The 21,413-nt window shown below is 70.8% G+C and carries 20 protein-coding genes; 4 read left to right on the forward strand and 16 right to left on the reverse strand.

Annotated features, from left to right (window positions below):
- Positions 1–17 precede the first annotated feature (17 nt).
- Positions 18–2,009, reverse strand: a complete 1,992-nt coding sequence (locus AACH10_RS12950) for a GH39 family glycosyl hydrolase (RefSeq protein ID WP_341410843.1) — start codon at positions 2,007–2,009, stop codon at positions 18–20.
- 255 nt (positions 2,010–2,264) lie between these two features.
- On the opposite strand from AACH10_RS12950, the gene AACH10_RS12955 reads away from it, so the two are divergent.
- A complete protein-coding gene (locus tag AACH10_RS12955) occupies positions 2,265–3,236 on the forward strand; it encodes a UDP-glucuronic acid decarboxylase family protein (protein WP_341410844.1) in 972 nt (323 codons plus the stop codon).
- Between the two features lie 117 nt (positions 3,237–3,353).
- On the forward strand, positions 3,354–3,935 hold the full coding sequence (locus AACH10_RS12960; RefSeq protein WP_341410845.1) for a hypothetical protein: 582 nt from the start codon (positions 3,354–3,356) through the stop codon (positions 3,933–3,935).
- A 107-nt stretch (positions 3,936–4,042) separates the two neighbouring features.
- On the opposite strand, the gene glmS is transcribed toward AACH10_RS12960, so the two are convergent.
- Entirely contained in the window at positions 4,043–5,872 is a 1,830-nt protein-coding gene (gene glmS / locus AACH10_RS12965; RefSeq protein WP_341410846.1) for a glutamine--fructose-6-phosphate transaminase (isomerizing), read from the reverse strand.
- 139 nt (positions 5,873–6,011) lie between these two features.
- On the opposite strand from glmS, the gene AACH10_RS12970 reads away from it, so the two are divergent.
- On the forward strand, positions 6,012–6,509 hold the full coding sequence (locus AACH10_RS12970) for an Lrp/AsnC family transcriptional regulator (RefSeq protein WP_341410847.1): 498 nt from the start codon (positions 6,012–6,014) through the stop codon (positions 6,507–6,509).
- A 63-nt stretch (positions 6,510–6,572) separates the two neighbouring features.
- Here AACH10_RS12970 and AACH10_RS12975 read toward each other — a convergent pair whose 3' ends face one another.
- The 11 genes from AACH10_RS12975 to AACH10_RS13025 form a co-directional block, all read right to left on the reverse strand.
- Positions 6,573–7,193, reverse strand: a complete 621-nt coding sequence (locus tag AACH10_RS12975; RefSeq protein ID WP_341410848.1) for a hypothetical protein — start codon at positions 7,191–7,193, stop codon at positions 6,573–6,575.
- Complete coding sequence (locus tag AACH10_RS12980) at positions 7,193–7,441, reverse strand: hypothetical protein (protein WP_341410849.1); 249 nt, start codon at positions 7,439–7,441, stop codon at positions 7,193–7,195. Before AACH10_RS12980 ends, AACH10_RS12975 begins: the two co-directional genes overlap by 1 nt.
- Positions 7,442–7,506: 65 nt before the next feature.
- A complete protein-coding gene (locus tag AACH10_RS12985; protein WP_341410850.1) occupies positions 7,507–9,180 on the reverse strand; it encodes a hypothetical protein in 1,674 nt (557 codons plus the stop codon).
- 93 nt (positions 9,181–9,273) lie between these two features.
- The gene (locus AACH10_RS12990) at positions 9,274–11,046 is read right to left on the reverse strand and encodes a sensor histidine kinase (RefSeq protein WP_341410851.1); all 1,773 of its coding nucleotides are present in this window, start codon (positions 11,044–11,046) and stop codon (positions 9,274–9,276) included.
- Between the two features lie 127 nt (positions 11,047–11,173).
- Positions 11,174–11,884 (reverse strand): LuxR C-terminal-related transcriptional regulator, encoded by a 711-nt coding sequence (locus AACH10_RS12995; RefSeq protein WP_341410852.1) that lies wholly within the window; start codon positions 11,882–11,884, stop codon positions 11,174–11,176.
- Positions 11,877–13,058 (reverse strand): class I SAM-dependent rRNA methyltransferase, encoded by a 1,182-nt coding sequence (locus AACH10_RS13000; protein ID WP_341410853.1) that lies wholly within the window; start codon positions 13,056–13,058, stop codon positions 11,877–11,879. The genes AACH10_RS12995 and AACH10_RS13000 overlap by 8 nt, the downstream gene beginning before the upstream one ends.
- Positions 13,055–14,032 carry a tyrosine-type recombinase/integrase gene (locus AACH10_RS13005; protein ID WP_341410854.1) on the reverse strand — a complete coding sequence of 326 codons (978 nt, stop codon included), beginning with the start codon at positions 14,030–14,032 and terminating at the stop codon, positions 13,055–13,057. The genes AACH10_RS13000 and AACH10_RS13005 overlap by 4 nt, the downstream gene beginning before the upstream one ends.
- Positions 14,033–14,051: 19 nt before the next feature.
- Entirely contained in the window at positions 14,052–14,732 is a 681-nt protein-coding gene (locus AACH10_RS13010; RefSeq protein WP_341410855.1) for a DUF484 family protein, read from the reverse strand.
- On the reverse strand, positions 14,729–15,583 hold the full coding sequence (dapF, locus tag AACH10_RS13015; protein ID WP_341410856.1) for a diaminopimelate epimerase: 855 nt from the start codon (positions 15,581–15,583) through the stop codon (positions 14,729–14,731). Before dapF ends, AACH10_RS13010 begins: the two co-directional genes overlap by 4 nt.
- A 7-nt stretch (positions 15,584–15,590) precedes the next feature.
- A complete protein-coding gene (locus tag AACH10_RS13020) occupies positions 15,591–16,523 on the reverse strand; it encodes an LpxL/LpxP family acyltransferase (RefSeq protein WP_341410857.1) in 933 nt (310 codons plus the stop codon).
- A complete protein-coding gene (locus AACH10_RS13025) occupies positions 16,520–17,410 on the reverse strand; it encodes a lysophospholipid acyltransferase family protein (protein WP_341410858.1) in 891 nt (296 codons plus the stop codon). The genes AACH10_RS13020 and AACH10_RS13025 overlap by 4 nt, the downstream gene beginning before the upstream one ends.
- Positions 17,411–17,590: 180 nt before the next feature.
- Between AACH10_RS13025 and metK the strand changes: the two genes are divergently transcribed.
- Positions 17,591–18,775, forward strand: coding sequence for a methionine adenosyltransferase (metK, locus tag AACH10_RS13030; protein ID WP_341410859.1), 1,185 nt, complete (start codon positions 17,591–17,593; stop codon positions 18,773–18,775).
- Positions 18,776–18,870: 95 nt separating this feature from the next.
- Here the strand turns inward: metK and AACH10_RS13035 are convergent, their stop codons facing one another.
- The 3 genes from AACH10_RS13035 to AACH10_RS13045 all read right to left on the reverse strand — a co-directional run bounded on the left by AACH10_RS13035 (position 18,871) and on the right by AACH10_RS13045 (position 21,411).
- Complete coding sequence (locus AACH10_RS13035) at positions 18,871–19,242, reverse strand: response regulator (protein WP_341410860.1); 372 nt, start codon at positions 19,240–19,242, stop codon at positions 18,871–18,873.
- Positions 19,243–19,315: 73 nt separating this feature from the next.
- Complete coding sequence (locus AACH10_RS13040; protein ID WP_341410861.1) at positions 19,316–20,284, reverse strand: chemotaxis protein CheX; 969 nt, start codon at positions 20,282–20,284, stop codon at positions 19,316–19,318.
- Positions 20,285–20,424: 140 nt separating this feature from the next.
- A complete protein-coding gene (locus AACH10_RS13045; protein WP_341410862.1) occupies positions 20,425–21,411 on the reverse strand; it encodes an MBL fold metallo-hydrolase in 987 nt (328 codons plus the stop codon).
- Positions 21,412–21,413: the final 2 nt, after the last annotated feature.

Consider the following 21,413-nt stretch of genomic DNA (forward strand, 5'->3'; position numbering starts at 1 on the left):
GCCGGGGCATCGCACGCTCAGGCCCCCAGCCTGAGCGTGAACAGCTGCACCGAGTGCGGCTCGGCCTCGATGTCCAGCACACCAGAGGCCGGCCAGTCCAGCTCGCGCTCCACCAGTGCCGCCTGGGGCGAGGCCTCGGCCTGCGCCAGCGCCTTGCGCACCGGCGCCGAGGCATCGGCCACCACCGACTCCACCAGGCGCCGCACTTCCGGCTGGCGCCGCGCATCCACCGTGGCCAGCGCGTCGTCCAGCGGGCGGCCGGCAGCCAGGGCGGCCACCAGGCGGTCGGCCTCGCCGGCGGGCACGCCGTCGCGCCGCAGCGCCTGGCGGATGTCCTCGGGCAGCCTGCCGAGTGCGCGGCGCTGCCCTTCCAGCGCACGCGCGGCGGTGGCCACCTCCGGCGCGATGTTGGCGTGCCGCGAGTCGATCAGCCAGTGCGCCGCACGGCCGGTCGCGCCCGTCAGCCCGCGCACGCTGATGCGCAGGTCCAGCGTGCCGCGGGCCCGCGCCTTGGCACGCTCGGTGTCGGCGCGCAGCCGGGCGCCGTCCGCCTGCTCGCGCTGCTGTGCCTCGCGTGCCCGGTCGGTGGGCAGCGGCACGCCACGCAACAGGCGCTCGCCGTGGCCCTCGCGCGCGAGCTTGCGCATGAAGTCGGCATTGCGCAGCGGGCCGAGCACGTTCTCGGCGTTCTTCAGCATCTCGGGCGTCGGCGTGCAACTGGCCACCAGCACATGCAGGTGGCGGCCATCGCGGAAGGCCGCCGCCCGCACCCACGGGTCGTCGCTGCGCACACGCAGTTCACGGCCACGCAACATCGACAGCAGACGCAGCGCGTGGCAGTTGGCGCGCGCCAGGCCCTGCGCTGTCCAGAGCCCACCGCTGTAGCCGTCGACGCCGGGGTCGACGTACATCTGGAAGATCTGCTGATCGACACCGGCCGCGTGCATGGCCAACACCGAGGCCGCGGCAAAGGCCGCGCCGACATGCGTGGCGTTCAGATCGCCCTCGGGATAGGGCGGCACCGGGGCGAGGTTCCACTCGCTGTTCACGATGGGCGTGTCCCGCGGATAACCGGCGCTGGCCAGCACCTCGCGGATGTAGGGCGTCACCGTCGCATACACCTGTGACGGATCGAGATAGAAACCATGCCACGAGAAGAAGTCGACCGGCAGCCGCGACAGCCTCAGCTCGGGCAGCGGCATCGCCGCGGCGGCTTCGATGAACTGCTGGAACAGGTACTTCTGCTCCAGCGTCTGGTTCACGGCCGCCAGCCGCTCACGCTCGGCCCCGGGCTGCTGCGCCGTGCGCACGCCATTGAAGTGACCGACGCCCGGCCCGCCGATGCGCGCCTTGGGATCGGCCCGCCGCGCCCCCAGCACCGAGGCGCGGTATTGCGCCATGAACTGTTCGAACGAGCCCTGGTAGTACAGATTGGGTTCGTTCCAGGCCTCGTACCAGGCATCGAGTCCCAGCACGCCATTGAAGTGGCGCACGATGGCCTCGACCACCTCGGCCCAACCCGCCAGGTTGGCGGCCGGGCTGAGACGGAACAAGGGCTGGTTCGGATTCTTCTGACGCGTGGTGGACGGGTTGCTGCTGAGCCAGCGCGGCGTGCCGTCCAGCACCAGCATCACCCGGCCGCCGCGCTGGCGCACGCGCCGCAGGAAGTCGTTCAGCGCGAACTGCTCGAGGCGACGCCGCAGCTCGGCCAGGCTGCTTGCGTCCTCCAGCAGTTGATCGCCCAGGCTGACGCGGCTCATGCCCAGGTGCGGCATGTCGAGGATGCGATCGGCAATGCCCAGGCCGAACGCGCCCGGCGTCAGCCAGATGTTGCCGCCGAAGCCGAACATCGGCGGCGCCGAGCGTGCCACCACCTCGTCGGCATCGACATCGATCGACACCGACAGGTCCGGCCGCCCCCGCGCAGCGGCCGATCGGCCCAGCCCGGACAGCGAGGCGGCCACCGGCCAGACCGCCAGCTGGCGACGCGCGCGCGAAAAACCTGCCATGCCACCTCCGTCCGCCGCGCCCCCCGCCCCGGACACCCCCCTTGCGCTGAAGCGATTGGCGCGCCGGGTGGCACCGGGTGGCACCGGGTGGCGCCGCGCGCAAGCATAGCGGCGCCGCCGCCGCACTGCACAACTAGGGAAGGCGCGGCCAGGACCTGCATTCGAGGGCCTCGGCAAGCGCCCCGGCGGCTAGGCGGCATGCACGCATCCCCGCACAATCCGCGCACGACAGCTTCGGGTCTGGCAGGGAATTCGATGGCGTCCTATGCATTGCGCAAGCGGGTCATGGTCACCGGCGGCGCCGGCTTCCTCGGTTCGCACCTGTGCGAACGCCTGGTCAGTGACGGCCACGACGTGCTGTGCGTGGACAACTTCTTCACCGGCACGCGCGACAACGTCGCCCATCTGCTGGGCAACCCGCGTTTCGAACTGATGCGCCACGATGTCACCTTCCCGCTGTACGTGGAGGTGGACGAGATCTACAACCTGGCCTGCCCGGCCTCGCCGGTGCACTACCAGCACGATCCGGTACAGACCACCAAGACCAGCGTGCATGGCGCGATCAACATGCTGGGGCTGGCCAAGCGGCTGCGGGCGCGCATCCTGCAGGCCTCCACCAGCGAGGTCTACGGTGATCCGCAGGTGCACCCGCAGACCGAGGACTACTGGGGGCATGTCAACCCGATCGGTGCGCGCTCCTGCTACGACGAGGGCAAGCGCTGTGCCGAGACGCTGTTCTTCGACTACTGGCGCCAGAGCCGGCTGCAGATCAAGGTGGCGCGCATCTTCAACACCTACGGCCCGCGCATGCATCCCAACGATGGCCGCGTGGTGTCGAACTTCATCGTGCAGGCCCTGCGCGGGCAGGACATCACCATCTTCGGCGAAGGCACGCAGACACGCTCGTTCTGCTACGTGGACGACCTGATCGACGGACTGGTGCGGCTGATGGCCTCGCCGGAAGACATCACCGGCCCGATCAACCTGGGCAACCCGCGCGAGATGACCATGCTGGAACTGGCGCAACAGGTGATCGCGCTGACCGGCTCACGGTCGCAGCTGGTGTTCAAGCCGCTGCCCTCAGACGACCCGCGCCAGCGCAATCCCGACATCACACGGGCCCGACAGCAACTGAGCTGGGAACCCCAGGTGGCGCTGGACGCGGGCCTGGCCCGGACCGTCAACTACTTCACCGGTCTGCTGCAGCGCATCGACCTGCCGGCCTGAGCGCCGACGGGCCAGCCGGGGCGGCGTCCGAGGGGCCATCGCCCGGCCTGCGGGTGATCCGGCGCGATGTTCGGCCGATCCGGCGGCGGTGCATCCGGCATCATCAGCCGCCAGGACATGAAACCGGCCCTCGCCCTGCTGCTGACCGCCATCGGCCTGCCCACACTGGCTGCCGGGCTGCCCGCGTGCGTGCAACCCGTGCGCTTCACCGCCGCGTGGCTGACCGATCCGCAGTTTGACCACAGCAAATCGGCCGCGGAACTGGATGCCCTGGCCGGCGCCGCACGCGGGCCGGGCACGCAGCTCGGACATGTGGTGGTCAAGACCCAGTTGTCGGTGGAGCCCCAGACCACGTGCAACGGACTGACCGTGCGGCTGGACTTCGTGCAGCCGGTGCTGCGCATCGCCCGCGAGATGCCCGCCGGCAGCTGCAGCCACGCCCTGGTGATGGCGCATGAGCAGACCCATGTGCGCATCCACCAGGAGATCGCGCGCCAGTTCAGGGCCCTGACCTACCCCTGGCCAGACCGCCTCGGCAGCGACGCCGTCCTGAAATACGCCAGGCAGCAACTGACGCGGCTGATGGATGCCCAGCGGCAGTTCGACAGCCCGCAGGAATACGCCCGCGGCCGCACGGCCTGCGCCGGCGAGATCCCGCGCCTGATCACGCCTGCCCAGGCGGCATCACGGACGCCCTGACTGCCGAGCCGACAGGCGGGCGCCTGGCCTCGGTGAGGGCGTGGGTGACTCCTCGGGAGGCGCGGGCCGGACGCGGATCAACGGGATGATCGAGCGCCCTGAACGCGTCACTCCACTGTGACGCTTTTGGCCAAATTGCGAGGCTTGTCCACGTCCGTTCCGCGCGCGCAGGCTGTGTGATAGGCCAGCAGCTGCAGCGGCACCACGTGCAGGATCGGGCTCAGTGCGCCGTAGTGTTCGGGCAGGCGGATCACGTGAATACCGGCACTGCTCTCGATGTGGGTGTCGGCGTCGGCAAACACATACAGCTCACCGGCGCGGGCACGCACCTCCTGCATGTTGCTCTTGAGCTTTTCCAGCAGATCGTCGGCCGGCGCCACGGTGATCACCGGCATGCTGGCATCCACCAGGGCCAGCGGGCCGTGCTTGAGCTCACCGGCCGGGTAGGCCTCGGCGTGGATGTAGCTGATCTCCTTGAGCTTGAGCGCGCCTTCCAGCGCGATGGGGTAGTGGCGGCCGCGGCCCAGGAACAGCGCGTTCTGGCGCGGCACGAACTGCTCGGCCCAGCCGATGATCTGCGGCTCCAGTGCCAGCACGGCCTGCAGCGCGGCGGGCAGGTGGCGCAGGTTGCGCAGCGCGGCGGCCTCACCCTCGGCCGGCAGCTTGCCGCGGCGCTTGGCCAGCACCATGGTCAGCAGGAACAGCGCCACCAGCTGGGTGGTGAAGGCCTTGGTGCTGGCCACACCGATCTCCACGCCGGCGCGGGTGATGTAGGCCAGTTCGCACTCGCGCACCATGGCGCTGGTGGCCACGTTGCAGATGGTCAGCGTGCGGGTCATGCCGAGCGAGCGGGCATGCTTCAGCGCGGCCAGCGTGTCGGCGGTCTCACCGCTCTGGCTGATGGTGACCACCAGGGTGCGCGGGTCGGGCACGCTCTCGCGGTAGCGGTACTCGCTGGCGATCTCCACGCTACAGGGAATGCCGGCGATGGCCTCCAGCCAGTACTTGGCGGTCAGGCCCGAGTAGCTGCTGGTGCCGCAGGCCAGGATCAGTACGCGGTCGATGGCGTCGAACACCTCCGCCGCCTTGTCACCGAACAGGTCGGGGTCGAAGCCGGCCACGCCTTCCAGCGTGTCGGCAATGGCCTTGGGCTGCTCGAAGATCTCCTTTTGCATGTAGTGGCGGTAGGGGCCCAGCTCGGCCGCGCCGCTGTGAGCATGCACGGTGCGCACCGGACGCTCCACGCGGGCAAAGCCGCCATCGGCCTGGCGCTGGCTGATCCAGTGCTTGCCCAGGTGCAGGTCGACCACGTCGCCCTCTTCCAGGTAGACGATCTGGTCGGTCACGCCGGCCAGGGCCATGGCATCGCTGGCCAGGAAGGTCTCGCCCTCGCCCACGCCCAGCACCAGCGGGCTGCCTTCGCGTGCGCCCACCACGCGGTGGGGCTCGTCCTTGGCGAACACGGCGATGGCATAGGCACCCTTCAGGCGCACCACGGCCCGCTGCACGGCGTCCAGCAAGTCGCCGTCATACAGCTGGTGGATCAGGTGCGCGATGACCTCGGTGTCGGTCTGGCTGGCGAACTGGTAGCCCTTGGACTGCAGTTCGGCGCGCAATTCGTCATGGTTCTCGATGATGCCGTTGTGCACCAGGGCAATACGATCGCCCGAGAAGTGCGGGTGGGCGTTGTGCACCGCCGGCGCACCATGCGTGGCCCAGCGGGTGTGGGCGATGCCGGTGCCGCCGGCCACGGCATCGGCGGCGATCTGCGCATCGAGCTCGGCCACGCGGCTGGTGCTGCGGGTGCGGCGCAGGGTGCCGTCCTGGTGCACCGCCACGCCGCAGCTGTCATAGCCGCGGTACTCCAGGCGCTTCAGGCCCTCGACCAGCACGGACACGATGTTGCGGTTGCTGACGGCTGCGACGATGCCACACATGGGTTTGGGCCTTTGCTTGCGGTGATGAACAGTGGTTGCCGCGCATGCTAGCCAAGCCACCATGAAAGAGGCGTGCAAAATCAACTTGATTCTGCAATCCATGAGCATGCATGATGCCGTCTGCAATTTTCAGACTGCAATGTTGACTTCAACGCAAGAATCAATCTCGTCAGAGGTGCTGGACGCGATCGACCGCCGTCTGCTCACCCTGCTGCAGCAGGATGCCTCGCGCTCCAACCAGGCCCTGGCCGAGGCAGCGCATGTGTCGCCGGCCACGGCGCTGCGGCGCGTGCGGCGGCTGGTGGAACTGGGCGTCATCGAGCGCCAGGTGGCCATCGTGTCACCGCAGCGCGCCGGCGGGCTGCAGGCCATTGTGGAGGTGACGCTCGACCGCCAGGGCGCCGAGCAGGTGGCCGCCTTCGAGGCCCGCGCCGTGGCCGATGCCGCCGTGCAGCAGTGCTACCGCGTGAGCCCAGGGCCCGATGTGGTGCTGGTGCTGTGGCTGGCCGACATGCCGGCCTACCACGCGCTGGTGCAGCGCCTTTTCACGCAGGACGCCAACGTGCGCAACGTGAAGACCTTCTTCGCCACGCACCGGGCGAAGTTCGAGCCGCGGGTGGATCTGCCGGCCCCATGATCGGGACCCGGCCATGGCGGGCCGCCCGGTCGGGCTGTCGGCCACTGGCGCGGCGCCACCCCATCAGCGTGGCTTGAATCCCTGGTACTTCAGCGCCGCCTCGGACGCAATAGCCACAGGCACGGCGCTGGCCGGCAGGGCATGGTCGTACTGGCCCGACCAGCGCTCGCCGAAGAAGACACCCGGCGGCGCCTTCTCGACCAGGTAGAACCGGTGGGTCCAGTACTTCCTGTCCTGGTCCTGGCACACGGCCACGTAGACGCGGCTGCGCGACACGATGGTGTCCACGTAGCTGTTGTTGATGACCTGCTTCTGGGTCATGTTCTCGAAGCCGGTGGCCGGGTAGGTGTAGACCAGCGTGAAGCTGCGGGTCTTCTGCGTGTCGGCCACGTTGCGATCCTTGATCACGCGCGCCCACTGCACCTTGGCCGCCTCGGCCTTGCCCTCCTTGTAGAGCAGGGGCAGCACGAAGCCCGGACGCAGCAGGTTGTGACCAGAGGGCCTGGTCTTGTCCCCCGCAAAGGGTGGCGGCCCCACGTAGACCACACCAGGCTCCAGCAGCAGCAGGCTCTCCAGCCCTTGGGGCAGCAGTTTGTCCGGCACCTCGTTGTGCTGCAGGTCGGTCTTGCAGGACATCTGGCCGTACTGGTGGTTCGTACGCGCCTCCGGGCTGGCGTCGCGCATCAGGAAGTGCGTGAAACCGGCCAGCGCACGCAGCGTGCGGCTCTTGGACTGGGTGCTGGTGCCGAATGCCTGGCGTCGTCGGCACTGAACTCGCCGGGCTTGGGTTGGGCTGGCGCCAGCTTCTGCGCGGCCTTCTCGGCCAGCTTGTCGAAGAGGGCCTGGGCCGATGCGGCCGTCGGGAACGTGGTCACGAGCATGACCGCGGCCAGGGAGATGGCCAGGCGTTGGAACTTCACGGAGGTGTGCATGTGGTGGTGGCGTTGGTGGCGTTGGTGGCGCTGGTGGCAGTGGTGGACAGATGGCGGCGCGCTGCTCACCGGCCGCCGGCCTGCCAGCCTGCGGTGTGGCGGCGCAGGCTGCTGCCCTCGGGGTACGCCGTGGCACCGGCGGTGCTGGTGGCCGCATCCAGGGTGTCGACGCCCTCGCTGCTGTTGAGCCGCAGCAGCACCTTGTAGCGGTTGACGGTCTGGCTGCCGCTGCTGTCCGTGAGGGTGCTGACCTGGGTGCCGCGCACGGCCGTGCTGCCATCGGCCAGCGTCACCCAGGACTCCAGCGTCATGCGGTGATCACCGCGCGCGCCGTCGATCAGCACCGCGCTCTGGCACGCCGCATCGCTGAAATAGACCACCTCGGTCTGGTAGGTGTAGAGCAGCGGCGTGGTCGCCCCCATGTTGCCCACGGCCACACCGGGCCGGTAGGACGCATAGGGGTAGCTGATGTTCCACTCCGGCACGGTGGCCGTGCCGCTGCCGGTCACACAGGGCTGGTACCAGGCATTGGCCAGCACCAGGCTGTTCTGGTAGCGCTCGGGAATGTCGCTGCCCGAGGCCAGGCCAAAGCCGGTGGCGCCGCTGAAGTTCACGCCCAGCGCCTCGCTGTAGCCGTCGGCGCGCACCAGCCGGCGGCTGCTGCCGCTGCCATCCAGCTTGAGCATGCCGGTGGATTCGCGCTGCACACCGGTGCTGTGGGTGACGGTGGTGCGCGTGTAGCGGTAGGCGCTGCTGCCGTCGGCCAGCTTCACCAGGGCCGTGAAGCGCACACGGTCGCTGCGCAGGTCGGCCGCGTAGGCGTCGCTCACCATGGCCACAGGCTGGGTGCAGGCGGCATCGCTGAAGTAGCCGGTCTCGGTGCTCACCCGGTACTCGTGGTCGGTGCCGGTGCTGTCGTACGCGGCCGTCTCCACCCGTGACTGGTAATTGAAGGCCTGGCCCGAGGCCTCGCTGGCGCGGCCGGCACCCGGCTTGCAGTCGCTGCGCCAGTGCGTGCCGTTCAGCGCCGTGGCCGAGAAGGTGCCGGGCAAGGCACCAGTGGCCAGGACCGCCTGGTCACCGGGCACCGCCTGGGCATAGGTGGCCAGGATGCTGTCCAGGTTGCCGGCGTACAGCATCAGCCGGGCCAGACGCAGAACGGCCTGCCCGTAGGCGTTGGTGCTGCCGCTCAGCACCGGGGTGGTGGTCACCAGATCGGTGTTGCCCAGCGCCGCCTCGCTGACCACGGCGCTGGCCGCCGCCGCCAGGTTGGCGGCGGTGGCCCCGTCCTTGGCCGCCAGGGCGCGGCGCACCGCGGTCTCGGTCAGCGGCGTCAGGTGCACGGTGCGGCTGCCGCTGCTGCCGGCGGTCAGCGTCGTCCAGCTGCGCAGCGGCGTGTCCAGCGGCGTGCTGTCCACGCCCTCGATGGCCTCGTGGTCGTAGGTGCCGCCCGTGGCCTGCACCAGCAACGTGGCGGCATCGGCCGGCACCACCAGCCGATAGGTGCCACCGGCGATGCTGGTGGTGCGCGCCAGCTCGGCGCCCCGCTGCCCATCCGCCCCCACCCGGTAAGCCACCACCGTGGCACCGACCACGGGGCCCTTGATGACCTGCCCTTCCAGCGTCACGGTGGCAGGCTCGTCGCTGCCGCTGCCACCGCCACAGGCAGTCAGCGACAACAGCACCGCCAACGGCGCGAGCGAGGCGGAGAAACGAACAAGGGCAGAGGTGTGCTTCATGACGGGAACCGGACAGTGGGAAAGGCCCGCAGTCTCTTGGCCCCTGCCTGGTCGCCGCATCACATCTTCATGCAGTGCCGCTGCACCATCGGCCTAGGTGTGTGAACTGTGCACGGGCCAGCGCAGGGCGACCCGCCAGCCAGGATGTGCGGGGCCGACCTCGAGCACCGCGCCCAGGGCCCGGGCGCGCTCGCCCAGGTGGCGCAGGCCGCGCCCGCCCGCGGCGCTCTGTTCAGGCATGCCCGTCGGCGCCGATGCGCCAATGCCATCGTCCTGCACGGCCAGCCAACCCGGGCCGGCAGACACCTGCACCCGCGTCGCCCGCGCGTGCTTCAGCACATTGGTCAGCGCCTCCTGCAGCCAGTGCCGCAGGTGATCGGGCCCGCCCGGCCGCGCCATGCCGGGCGGCGGTGGCAGTGCCGGGCCCACCGGCACCTGCCAGTGCAGCGCCAGCCCCGCCTGGCGCAGGCGCGGTTCGAGCCGGAAGCGCAGCTGGCCCAGCAGTTCGCCCAGGTCATCGCCATCGCAGTCCATCAGGTCCAGCGACAGCCGCAACTCGTCCAGCGTGTCACGCAGGCCATCGGCGATCTGCGGCCCCTGCAGCGTGCCGCGCTGCACGGCGGCCAGCAGGCCCACCAGCTGCGCGCCCAGCCCGTCGTGCAGCTGGCGCAGCAGGCGTTGCCGCTCATGCTCGGCCGCCGCGCGGCGCAGCTGCTCGCGGCGGTCGCGCAGGCGCTGGGCCAGCGCCTCGGCCCGCAGGCCGCGGTGCACGCGCCAGGCCAGCAACCAGCCGCACGCCAGCAGGAACAGCGGCAGGCCCAGCGGCGTGAGGTAGGGCTGCGAGTGGGCGTCGCGTGCCGTGGAGAGGAACAGGAACCAGTGGTCATGGCCACTGAGCGCCAGCATGGCCAGGCCACCTGCGGCCACCACCCGTGCCGGCCACTGCCCGCGCCGCCGTGCCCGCCACGCCAGACGCAACAGCACGCCCACGCACACCAGCACCAGCGCGTTCTGCGCCAGGGCACGCCCGGCCACCGGCCCGCCATGCGCCAGCCACAGCGCCACCAGCGGTTGCAGCGCCAGCAACGCCCCCAGCAGCAGCCACCAGCGGCGCGTGGGCAGACCGGCCAGACGCAAGGCCGTGGCGCTGGCCAGCGCCACGGCCGCGCTGAAGCCCAGGTCCAGCAACAGCAGGCGCAGGGCCTGGGACAGGCCGCTGTCCGGCCACCACCACAGCAGCGAGCGCAGCCCCCACGCCGCGGCCGACAGCGCCAGCATGCCGGCCACGCGCTGCCCCGGCCACCACAGCGCATAAGCACCGGCCAGCAGGGCCACGGCCGCGCACACGCTCAGGCTGATGCCGGCCAGCGCCAGCTGCGCGGTCAGGCTGCGGCGGTGTTGCGCGGCCACCCGGTCCCGCGGGCCCACCACCAGATGCGACAGGCCCGACAGCCGCCAGCCGTTGCCCTGCACCTGGATGTGCAGCGTGTTCTCGCCCTCGCGCAGGTCGGCCTGCTCCAGCGGCAGCCACACGGGCCAGGCCGAGTGGTCCTCGCCGTCGCCGGCAGGCTGCCCCGGCGCACCCAGCTCGAGCCGTTGCCGGCCGTTGACGAACAGGCGGACGCGGTCGCCGACGCGCGGGATCAGCAAGCCCAGCGGCGGGCTGTCGCGTGAAGCGGTGAAATGCAGGCGGTAGGTCCACAGGCCGGCGATCGGCGGCTGCTGACGGCGCCAGGCCTCGTCCAATGCCACCGCCTGCCAGTCGGACGCGGCGCCAGGCTGCGCGGGATCGCGCAGGCCCACCGCCCGCTCGGCCTGCCACAGGGTCTGCACCTCGGTGTCAGCGGTGTCGACGGCGGCAGACACGGCGCGCGCAGGCCACACCCACCCGGCCAGCGCCATGACGATCAGGCAGACCAGCATCCCGGCCGATGCCCGCAGCGGCCTCCGGCACCTTGCCCCGGATGGCCCGCCGGCCCGCCCGCCCATCACCTCAGCGCCGCGGCGGCGCTGCCAGCCAGCCGCGCTGCTGCGCCACATAGACGGCCGCCCCGCGCGAGCGCACGGCCAGCTTGGCATAGATCTGCTTGACGTGGTGGCGTACGGTGTTGACGCTCAGGCCCAGCGCGGTGGCGGTCTCGTCGTAGGTGTAGCCGCGGGCGATGTGGCGCAGCACCTCCTGCTCGCGGGCCGTGAGGCTCTCGCCCAGGTCCGGGGTGTCCGGCCCGGCCACCGGGGCGGCCGCCGGCGGCGCCATGCGCTCACGCAGCTGCAGCAGCAGGTGGCGGGCGATGGCGGGCGACATCGGCGAGCCGCCTTCGGTCAGGTGGCCCAGGTGGCGTGCGATGTCCTCGTCACCCTGCCCCTTCACCAGATAGCCACTGGCGCCCGCCGCGATCGCCTGCAGCACGCTGCGCTCGTCGCCGAACACGCTGATCACCAGCACCTGGCAATCCACACGGCGGCGCAGGGCCTCGGCAATCAGTGCCGTGCCATGCCCGTCGGGCAGGCCCAGGTCCACCAGCAGCACCTCGGGCACCTCGCGCGCCAGTGCGGCCTGGGCTTCGGCCACGCTGGCCGCCTGCCAGGCCAGCTGCCAGCCGCCCGGCGCCAACGCCATGCACAGGCGTGCCGCGCTGGCCGGGTCATCCTCGATCAGGCCGACGCGGCGCCCGCCGGCCTGACGCAACGGCAGCTCAGACACGCAGCAGCGCCAGGCCCTTGAGGTACTCGCCCTCGGGGAACTCGATCGTCGTCGGGTGGTCGCACGCGCCTTCCAGGCGCTGCAGGATGGTGGCGTTGACGCCCGAATCCAGCCCGGCACTGGCCACGATCTTGTGGAACAGCTCGGCGCCCACGCCGCCCGAGCAGCTGTAGGTCATCAGCAGGCCGCCGGGGGCCAGCAGCTTCAGGCCCAGGCGGTTGATGTCCTTGTAGGCGCGCGAGGCGCGCTCGGCATGCGCCGCGCTGGGCGCGAACTTGGGCGGGTCGAGCACGATGGCGTCGAACTGCCGGCCCTCGGCCAGGGCCTGGCGCAGGTAGGCGTTGACGTCGGCATCGGCAAAGCTGTGCGCCGTGTCATCGAAGCCGTTGCGGCGCAGGTTGTCGCGCGCGCGCTCCAGCGCCGGGCCGGATGAGTCCACCGTGGTCACATGGCTGGCACCACCCGCCAGCGCCGCCACGCTGAAGCCGCCGGTGTAGGCATAGCAATTCAGCACCGTCTGGCAGCCCAGCTGGCGCACCAGCTGGCTGAAGCGGTGGCGGTTGTCGCGCTGGTCGAGGTAGTAGCCAGTCTTGTGGCCTTGCGCCACGTCCAGGCCCAGCGTCCAGCCATGCTCGGTGATGGCCAGCTCGGTCGGCCCATCGCCGCGCAGCCAGCCGGCGCGCAGTTCCAGCCCTTCCAGCTTGCGCGTGCTGGCGTCCGAGCGTTCGTACAGGCGCTGCAGGCCGGTGATGCGCAGCAGCGCATCGGCGATCACGGGGCGCCAGCGCTCGGCACCGGCACCCAGGAACTGCGCGCTCAGCGTGTCGCCATAGCGGTCGACGATCAGGCCCGGCAGGCCGTCGGCCTCGCCATGCACCAGGCGCACGCCGTCGCTCTGGATGGCCAGGCGCTCGCGCAGTGCGATGGCGCGGCGCAGGCGGCGCTCGAAGAAGGCTTCGTCGATGGCCTCGGCCTCGTCAAAGCTCCAGGCGCGCACCCGGATGCTGGAGGTGGGGCTGTAGGCGCCCCAGCCGAGAAAGCGGCCATCGGCGCCCTCCAGCCGCACGGTGTCGCCCGATTCGGCCTGGCCCTGGCTGATGCTGCCCTGGAACACCCAGGGGTGGCGGCGCTGCAGCGAGCGCTCCTTGCCGTCGCGCAAGCGGATGGTCTTCATGAGGGTTCTTTCTTCTTCTTGGCCCGGGGGTGGGCGGCGTCGTACACCTTGGCCAGGTGCTGGAAATCGAGCTTGGTGTAGATCTGCGTGGTGCTGATGCTGGCGTGGCCCAGCAGTTCCTGCACGCCGCGCAGATCGCCGCTGCTTTGCAGCAGGTGCGAGGCATAGCTGTGGCGCAGCATGTGCGGGTGCACGCCGGTGGGCAGGCCGGCCGCCTGGCCGATGGCTGCCAACCGCGTGCGCACCTGGCTGCTGGACAGCCGCGTGCCGGTGCGGGTGACGAACAGCGCCGGCTCGTCGGCCGCGGCCATCTCGCCACGCAGCGCCAGCCAGGCCGCCAGCGCCTTCAGCGCGGCGCCGCCCACCGGCACGCTGCGCCGCTTGCTGCCCTTGCCCAGCACATGGGCCGTGCCCTCGGCCGCGTCGATCCAGCCGGCGGCATGCGGGCCCGGCGAAGCGTCCAGCCCCACCAGCTCGCCCACGCGCAGGCCGCAGCCGTACAGCAGCTCGACGATGGCGTGATCGCGCGCCGCCAGCACCGGGTTCTCGGTGGGCACCGGCTGGTCGGCCAAGGCCATGGCCTGGTCGACCGACAAGGCCTTGGGCAGCGGTTTGGGCGCCTTGGGCGGGCGCAGTCCGTCCACCGGGTTGTGCGTGACCTTCAGCTCACGGCCCCAGTGCCGGTACAGCCCGCGCCAGGCGGCCAGCGCGATGGCGATGCTGCGCGGCCCCAGGCCGCGCTCGCGCAGCTGAGCCATCCAGCGGCGGATGTGGTACGCCTGGGCCTGGTCGAGCGCGATGCCTTCCTCGGCCGCACTGGCCTGCAGCCAGTGCAGTGCATCGGTGTACATGGCCACGGTGCGCGGCGCCAGACGGCGCGCCACGCGCAGGTGCTCGATGAACTGCAGCACGCCCGGCCCGAGCGGTGCACGCTCAGCCTGCGCGTCAGCCTGCGACACCTGCGTCTGCGCCATGCACCGCCGCGCCTGGGCGTCAGTTCATCGGCAGCAGGCGCGACAGGCCCGCGCCCGCCACCTCGCCGATGCGCACCAGGAAATCGGTGCCCATCTCGGCGGTGTAGCGCGTGGGGTCGGGCGAGCCCAGCACCAGCAGGCCGAAGGGCTCGTCGGCCAGGCCGCCACGCAGGGGGATCAGCGCCACGCTCTGCACATGGGCGGTGTCTTCCAGCCAGCCCACCGCCTCGAAGCCCGAATTCAGGCCGCAATACGGCAGCGCCAGGCTGCCGACGAAGGCCTTGGTGTCCTCGCTGACCCCCTGGGTGAAGGTGAGGTCATCGTAGGCCTCGTCCATGCCCCACAGGCGCAGCGTGGCCTGCGGGATCATGAACTCGTGCTTCAGCGTCGACAGCAGCACCTCGGGCATGTTGCCGGCATAGCGCACCAGCATGATGGCCCGGGTGTAGCGGTGCAGCCGGTCGGCGATGGCCATGTTCTCGTTGCCATGGCGGATCATCTCGATGATGCGGTGCTCCAGGCCGCGGATCTTCTCGCGCAGCATCTCCATCTGCCGCTCCTGCAGCGACACGGCGCGCTGGCCGTGCGGGCTGGTGAGTTGGATGCTGGCCAGCAGTTCGGCATGGCGCTCGAAGAACCCGGGCGTGTTGGCCAGGTAGTTGGCGATGTCGGTCTCGGTGATCGCGCCTTCGATGGTCACAGTTCGATCTCTCCTTGGTACACGGTTGCGGCGGGCCCGGTCATGCGCACGCTGGCGTCGTCGGCCGGCCACTCGATGGTGAGCAGGCCGCCGCGGGCCTGCACGTCCACGCGGCGGTCCAGCCAGCCCAGGCGGATGCCGGCCACCACGGCGGCGCAGGCGCCGGTGCCGCAGGCCAGGGTCTCGCCGGCATCGCGTTCCCACACGCGCAGCGCGATCTCGTGGCGCGACAGCACCTGCATGAAGCCGGCATTCACCTTGCGCGCAAAGCGCGCATGCGTCTCGACCAGCGGGCCCAGCGCCGTGACCGGCGCCTCGCGCACATCGCTCACGCGCTGCACCGCATGCGGGTTGCCCATCGACAGCACGGCCACCTCGACGCGCCGGCCCTCGCCCACGTCCAACGGCCACAGCGCGAAACCGTTCTCCAGGCGCGGCGTCAGGCCGTCGGCGCTGAACGGGATGCGTTCATGCTCGAAGATCGGACGGTTCATGTCCACGGTGACGCGGCCGTCGTCCTGCAGCGTCAGTTCGATCAGGTTGTTCACCGTCTCGACCTTGACCGTGCGCTGCGTGGTCAGGCCCTGCTCGTGCACGAAGCGGGTGAAGCAGCGCGCGCCGTTGCCGCAATGCTCCACCTCGTCGCCGGTGTTGTTGAAGATGCGGTAGCGGAAATCCACCCCCGCACTGCGCGCCGGCTCGACCATCAGGATCTGGTCGGCGCCCACGCCGAAGCGCCGGTCGCCCAGGTGGCGCAGTTGCTCGCGCGTGAGCTCGATCGGCGCGCGCGTGGCGTCGAGCACGACGAAGTCGTTGCCCGCGCCGTGCATCTTGGTGAATTTCAATCGCATGCGCCGATTATCCGCCGCGGTCCCGGCCGTACCGGTCGGCTTCGCCGGGTGGCCGCGTCTTGAACCGGCGGTGCACCCACAGGTACTGTGCCGGCAGGCGGCGAACTTCGTCCTCGATCCAGGCGTTCATGCGGCGCGCGGCGGCCAGGTCATCGTCGCCCGCGAAGTCCTCCCACGGCGGCAGGAAGCGCACGCGGTAGCCCTGGCCACCGGGCAGCAGCTCGGCCACCACCGGCTGCACCACCATGTTCAGGCTGCGCGCCATGCGCGCTGGCGCCAGCAGCGTGGCAGCGCTCACACCGAAGAACGGCACGAAGCCCGCGTCGCGCTCGCCGAAATCCATGTCGGGCAGGTTGAAGAACACATGGCCCTGGCGCACCGCACGGATCAGCGGCAATGCACGCTCGCCACGTGAGAACACCTGGCCCTGGCCGAAGCGCAGGCGGCCGCGGCGCATCGCAGCGTCGAACACCGGGTTGCTCTGCGACTGGTAGATCGACGCCACCTGGCGGCGCTGGAACAACTGGGTGCTGGCGCCGGCCACGTCCAGCGCCACGAAGTGCGGCACCAGCCACATCACCGCGCGGTCGGGGTGGCGGTCGGCCCAGTCGACCTCGCCCTCCACGTGGATCAGGCGGCGCAGCCGATCGTGCGAGGCGTACCACAGCAGGCCGCGCTCCAGCAGGCTGCGCGCCAGCCACTGGAAGTGCTCGCGCGCCAGGCGCTCGCGCGCGGCACCGTCCAGATCGGGAAAGCACAGCTGCAGGTTGCGCAGCGCCACCCGGCGACGCGAGCCGGCCAGTGCGTACAGCAGCCGACCCAGCCCGCGGCCGAGCGCCGCCTGCAGGCCCAGCGGCAGCAGGTGCAGCAGCCACAGCAGCGCCAGCACGGCGCGCGCGCCGAATTGGGCCAGCGGCGAAGCCGATCGACCGGCGCTCAAGCTCCGGTCTCCTCGCCGGTGGCCGCGTGCACGCGGCGCGGCTGCTTGTAGCGGTGGTAGCCCCACAGGTACTGGCCGGGCTGCTGGGCGATCAGGCGGGCCATCTCGTCGTTCAGCACACTGGCGCAGGCCAGTTGCAGGGCCTCGTCATCGGCCGCCGAGGCGGGCAGGGGCGCGGCCGGCTCGCTGACCCGCAGCACCCAGCCCGCACCGGCCGGCAGGCGCTCGGCCCAGATCAGCAGCCAGGCGGCCCCGGTCTGCTGCACCAGGCGGGCCGCCAGCGTCATGGTGTAGGCCGGCCGGCCGAAGAACGGCGCCCACACGCCCATGCCCTCGGGCGGCACCTGGTCGGGCAGCACGCCCACGCACTCGCCACGGCGCAAGGCGCGGATCATCTGCCGCACGCCGGCCAGCGCGGCCGGCGCGGTGGCCAGGCCGGGGCGGGCGCGGGCGGTCTCCTGCAGCGTGCGCAGCCAGTCCTGCCGCGCCGGGCGGTACATGGCGGTGAGCCGCGTGCGCTGGCCCCAGCGCTCGGCGATGGCCTGGGCACAGACCTCGAAGCTGCCCAGGTGCGGCGTCAGCAACACCAGGCCGCGGCCGGCGTCCAGCGCCTGCTCGATGCGCTCGGCCCCCTGCCACTGCACCAGCGGCCCCAGCGGCCGGTCCACCGGCCGCAGCCACAGCCAGGGCAGCTCGGCCACCATGCGGCCGGCCTCGGCCACGGCCTGGCGGCACACGGCCGCATCGAAGCCCGCCTGGGCCACATGGGCCGCCAGGCGCTGCCGGTACACGGCCGACAAGGCGTAGGCCAGCCAACCCAACAGGGCACCCAGACGCTGCAAATTGCTCAGGGAACGCCGCGCTAACCAGCGCATCAGCGACAACATGGTTCTTATAATGGGCGGATCGCCGAGTTAAAGGACAACTTGCGGGGCGAAGCGTGGTGCAAGTCCACGCCGTGCGGCCGGGGCCTGAGCCCTGGCAGTGCGCCAAATACCGCTAAAGCGTTCGCCGCCTCCAGACGTTGAAACGGCGACGCGTTTTTCAACAGCTCAGGAGTGTATTGAATGGCGAACGACTTCCTCTTCACCTCGGAATCCGTCTCCGAGGGCCATCCCGACAAGGTGGCCGACCAGATCTCCGACGCGATCCTCGACGCGATCTTCGCGCAAGACCCGCGCAGCCGCGTGGCCGCCGAGACCCTGACCAACACCGGTCTGGTGGTCCTGGCCGGCGAGATCACCACCAACGCGCACGTGGATTACATCCAGGTCGCGCGCGACACGATCAAGCGCATCGGCTACGACAACACCGAGTACGGCATCGACTACAAGGGCTGCGCGGTGCTGGTGGCCTACGACAAGCAGAGCAACGACATCGCCCAGGGCGTCGACCACGCCTCGGACGACCACCTGAACACCGGCGCCGGTGACCAGGGCCTGATGTTCGGCTACGCCTGCGACGAGACGCCCAGCCTGATGCCGGCGCCGATCCACTACGCGCACCGCCTGGTCGAGCGCCAGGCCCAGCTGCGCAAGGACGGCCGCCTGCCCTTCCTGCGCCCCGACGCCAAGAGCCAGGTGACGATGCGCTACGTGGACGGCAAGCCGCACAGCATCGACACCGTGGTGCTGTCCACGCAGCACAGCCCCGACCAGAGCGAGACCCAGACCACGATGAAGGCCAGCTTCATCGAGGCCGTGATCGAGGAAATCATCAAGCCGGTGCTGCCGGCCGAGTGGCTGAAGGACACGCGCTACCTGGTCAACCCGACCGGCCGCTTCGTCATCGGCGGCCCGCAGGGCGACTGCGGCCTGACCGGCCGCAAGATCATCGTCGACACCTACGGCGGCGCCTGCCCGCACGGCGGTGGCGCGTTCTCGGGCAAGGACCCGTCCAAGGTAGACCGCTCGGCCGCCTATGCCGCCCGCTACGTGGCCAAGAACGTGGTGGCCGCGGGCCTGGCCAAGCAGTGCCAGGTGCAGGTGGCCTATGCCATCGGCGTGGCCAAGCCGATGAACATCACGGTGTACACCGAGGGCACCGGCGTGATCCCCGACAACGAGATCGCCAAGCTGGTGGAGGCCCACTTCGACCTGCGCCCCAAGGGCATCATCCAGATGCTGGACCTGCTGCGCCCGATCTACCAGAAGACCGCCGCCTACGGCCACTTCGGCCGCGACGAGCCCGAGTTCACCTGGGAGCGCACCGACAAGGCCCAGGCGCTGCGTGCCGCCGCCGGCCTGAAGTAAGTCCGGTTGGCTCCGGCGCCGCGCGCGCCGGGCCACAAACGCCAAGGACGGCCGCAAGGCCGCCCTTTTTCATGGCCGAGGGCTTGAAGCCCGCCTCAGTTCAGCCCGCAGATCATGCGGAACGAGCCCAGCACCTGCTCGCCGCGGAAGGGCTTGACGATCCAGCCGTTCACGCCCACGGCCTTGCCGCGCTCGCGCAGCTTGGTGTTGTTCTCGGTGGTCAGCATCACGATGCGCACCTGCTTGTTGCACAGCTCCTGGCGCATCTTCTCGGCCATGGTGATGCCGTCCATGTTGGGCATGTTCACGTCGCTGACCACCAGGCGGATCGACGGGTCGTCGCGCAACTGCGCCAAGCCCTCCCGTCCATCGCTGGCCGTGGCCACCTCGAAACCGTTGCGGCTGAGGTAGCCGGCGACGAAGTCGCGCGAGACGCTGGAGTCATCGACGATCAGGACATGGGCCATGGGCAGGTTTTTCTCGCGCGAGGATCAGGGGCGGCGCGGCAGGGGTGGCGATGTGGCGGTCGACCACGGCGGGTCAGAAGAATTCCAGCGCGCCCGAGGCCTGCGGCGGCACCGCGCTCGCGGCATAGCTGGCGTAGCCCTCGGGCGACCACAGCAGGTTGAAGATCAGGCGCTGCACGATGGTCAGTGCCGGCATGCCGGCGCGGCGCGGATCGCTGAGGCGCCAGCGCACGCACAGCTGCGGGTCGCTCGAGCCGAAGGAGATGTACTTCTGCTCGTGGTTGATGACGATCGGCACCTGGATCTGCTCGCTGGCAAAGGCCTCGGGCGGGATGTAGCGGTTCTTGAACGCCCCCCACACCAGGTTGGTGGTCTCGGCCAGCAGCTGGTTCATGGCCCGGAAGCTCAGGTCCGTGCTGGCCCCTTCCATGCCCAGGCCCTGGATCACCGCCTGGCGCAGGGCGGCCTCCTCGGTCTGCAGCATCATGTAACCACGGCACCAGGTGCTCTCGATCGGGATCAGCGTCGACACCTGGCCGAAGATGATGCGGTCGTGCACCGCGTACGGCGGCTCGTGGCTGACCTCGGCGCCGGGGAACATGCCGGCCAGCGCCTCGCGCGTCAGGTCCAGCACGCCCTGCACCAGTTCATGCGGGTAATGCAGGCGGAACAGGCTGCCCTGCACCAGCTGGCGCAGCATCGCCAGTTCGCCGGTCGGCCAGGGGTAGCGAACCGCCTGGGCATCGGCGTCGGACAGCGGCGCGCTGCCGGTGCGGCGCAGGAAGATCGGCAGCTCGGCGCGCAACGCGTGGATGCTGCGCGCCAGCGCGAGCGCATCGCCGCTCTCGCAGGGCAGATCTTCGGCCAGCAGCACGCCGGCCAGGTCCTTGTGCATGGCCAGCGTCGACTGGGCTTCGGCCGGCGTGCAGGGCAGCGGCATCAGCCCCATGCCGTCGCAGAACTCCAGCAATGCGCGGTAGTGCGAGGGATCGTGCTCCAACAGCAGCACCTTGGCGGCCAGCGACGGGGTGTTGTCGGACATGGAGGCGGGCACGGCGTGCGTGCGTGAGGAACGAAACGGCGGCGCCTGGGCGCCACCCGACCAGCCCTTGTCTTCGGCATCCGGCCGCCGAACTGGAGCCCGGATGCGGGTTGATCCGCCGCCCGCGGGCCTGCGCCGTGTCAGCAGTCGTGCACGGTGTCACCGTCGGCGCGCAGCGCGCCGGCCGCAGCCAGTTCCTCCAGCAGCGCGCGCAGCCAAGCGCGGGCACTGGGCACGCCGCGCGGCGGGTTCAGCGCCCAGGCGCCGCGCAGCAGCGGGGTGTCCTCGGCCCAGTCGAGCAGGGCCTCGACCGGCTGGCTGCGTTCTTCCATCAGGTGGTACTTCAACAGCACCTTCATCGCATGCCGGGCATGGCGCGACGGATCGGCCTGGAAGCCGGCCAGCCGCGAGCGCGCCCGCCCCAGCGCACCGGCCACGTCACTGAAGGGTGCGCCGTGGCCCGGCAGCACCCACCTGACCGGCAGCGCGGCGATCTGGTCGAGCACCGCGCCCACGTCGTCGAACCCGGGCTCGCCCTCGATCTCGGGAAACACCACGCCGAATCCGTGCTCCCACAGCGCGTCGGCCGAGACGAGCACACCGCTCGCGGCGTCGAACAGCATCACCGAGTCGGGGTCATGGCCCGGCGCGGGCAGCACCTGCCATTCGCGCCCGCCGGCCACCAGCGGCTCGCCAGGGGTCAGCACGCCATCGTGGCAGAAGGGCATCAGGCGCTGGCCGGTGCCGTCCCAGCTGCGGCCCACGCCATCGGCTCCCACCGGCGGACGGCTGTCGAACCAGGCGCGCACCGTCTCGGCCTGGCCGGGCGGGATGCGCAGCGGCGCGCCGAAAGCCGCCTGCAGCGTGGCATTGCCGCCGCAATGGTCGGAGTGCAGGTGGGTGTTGACGATGCCGGCCAGCGGCGCCTCACCCGCAGCCGCCAGCGCCTGGCGCACCAGCGCCAGCGTCTGCGCGGCGTGGTTGGCGTGGCTGGCGTCGACCAGCAGCGCCCCGGCCTCGCCGCGCGCCGGGTGGATCAGCAGGTTGTTCGACGACAGCCAGCCGCGCTCCAGCACGGTGAGGCCGTCGAACGGATCGCTGGCGCGGGTGTGGATGGCGGCAGGCATGG

The sequence above is a fragment of the Pseudaquabacterium inlustre genome (assembly GCF_038066595.1).
Classification (GTDB): Bacteria; Pseudomonadota; Gammaproteobacteria; order Burkholderiales; family Burkholderiaceae_C; genus Pseudaquabacterium; species Pseudaquabacterium inlustre.

Coding starts and splice junctions, on each gene's coding strand:
- AACH10_RS12970 (WP_341410847.1), top strand. CDS start 6,012: ATGTTGACTTCAACGCAAGAATCAATCTCGTCAGAGGTGCTGGACGCG.
- AACH10_RS13040 (WP_341410861.1), bottom strand. CDS start 20,284: ATGTCCGACAACACCCCGTCGCTGGCCGCCAAGGTGCTGCTGTTGGAG.
- AACH10_RS12985 (WP_341410850.1), bottom strand. CDS start 9,180: ATGAAGCACACCTCTGCCCTTGTTCGTTTCTCCGCCTCGCTCGCGCCG.
- AACH10_RS12950 (WP_341410843.1), bottom strand. CDS start 2,009: ATGGCAGGTTTTTCGCGCGCGCGTCGCCAGCTGGCGGTCTGGCCGGTG.
- glmS (WP_341410846.1), bottom strand. CDS start 5,872: ATGTGTGGCATCGTCGCAGCCGTCAGCAACCGCAACATCGTGTCCGTG.
- AACH10_RS13000 (WP_341410853.1), bottom strand. CDS start 13,058: ATGAAGACCATCCGCTTGCGCGACGGCAAGGAGCGCTCGCTGCAGCGC.
- AACH10_RS13005 (WP_341410854.1), bottom strand. CDS start 14,032: ATGGCGCAGACGCAGGTGTCGCAGGCTGACGCGCAGGCTGAGCGTGCA.
- AACH10_RS12955 (WP_341410844.1), top strand. CDS start 2,265: ATGGCGTCCTATGCATTGCGCAAGCGGGTCATGGTCACCGGCGGCGCC.
- AACH10_RS13045 (WP_341410862.1), bottom strand. CDS start 21,411: ATGCCTGCCGCCATCCACACCCGCGCCAGCGATCCGTTCGACGGCCTC.
- AACH10_RS12960 (WP_341410845.1), top strand. CDS start 3,354: ATGAAACCGGCCCTCGCCCTGCTGCTGACCGCCATCGGCCTGCCCACA.
- AACH10_RS12975 (WP_341410848.1), bottom strand. CDS start 7,193: ATGCGCGACGCCAGCCCGGAGGCGCGTACGAACCACCAGTACGGCCAG.
- metK (WP_341410859.1), top strand. CDS start 17,591: ATGGCGAACGACTTCCTCTTCACCTCGGAATCCGTCTCCGAGGGCCAT.
- AACH10_RS13035 (WP_341410860.1), bottom strand. CDS start 19,242: ATGGCCCATGTCCTGATCGTCGATGACTCCAGCGTCTCGCGCGACTTC.
- AACH10_RS13025 (WP_341410858.1), bottom strand. CDS start 17,410: ATGTTGTCGCTGATGCGCTGGTTAGCGCGGCGTTCCCTGAGCAATTTG.
- AACH10_RS12980 (WP_341410849.1), bottom strand. CDS start 7,441: ATGCACACCTCCGTGAAGTTCCAACGCCTGGCCATCTCCCTGGCCGCG.
- dapF (WP_341410856.1), bottom strand. CDS start 15,583: ATGCGATTGAAATTCACCAAGATGCACGGCGCGGGCAACGACTTCGTC.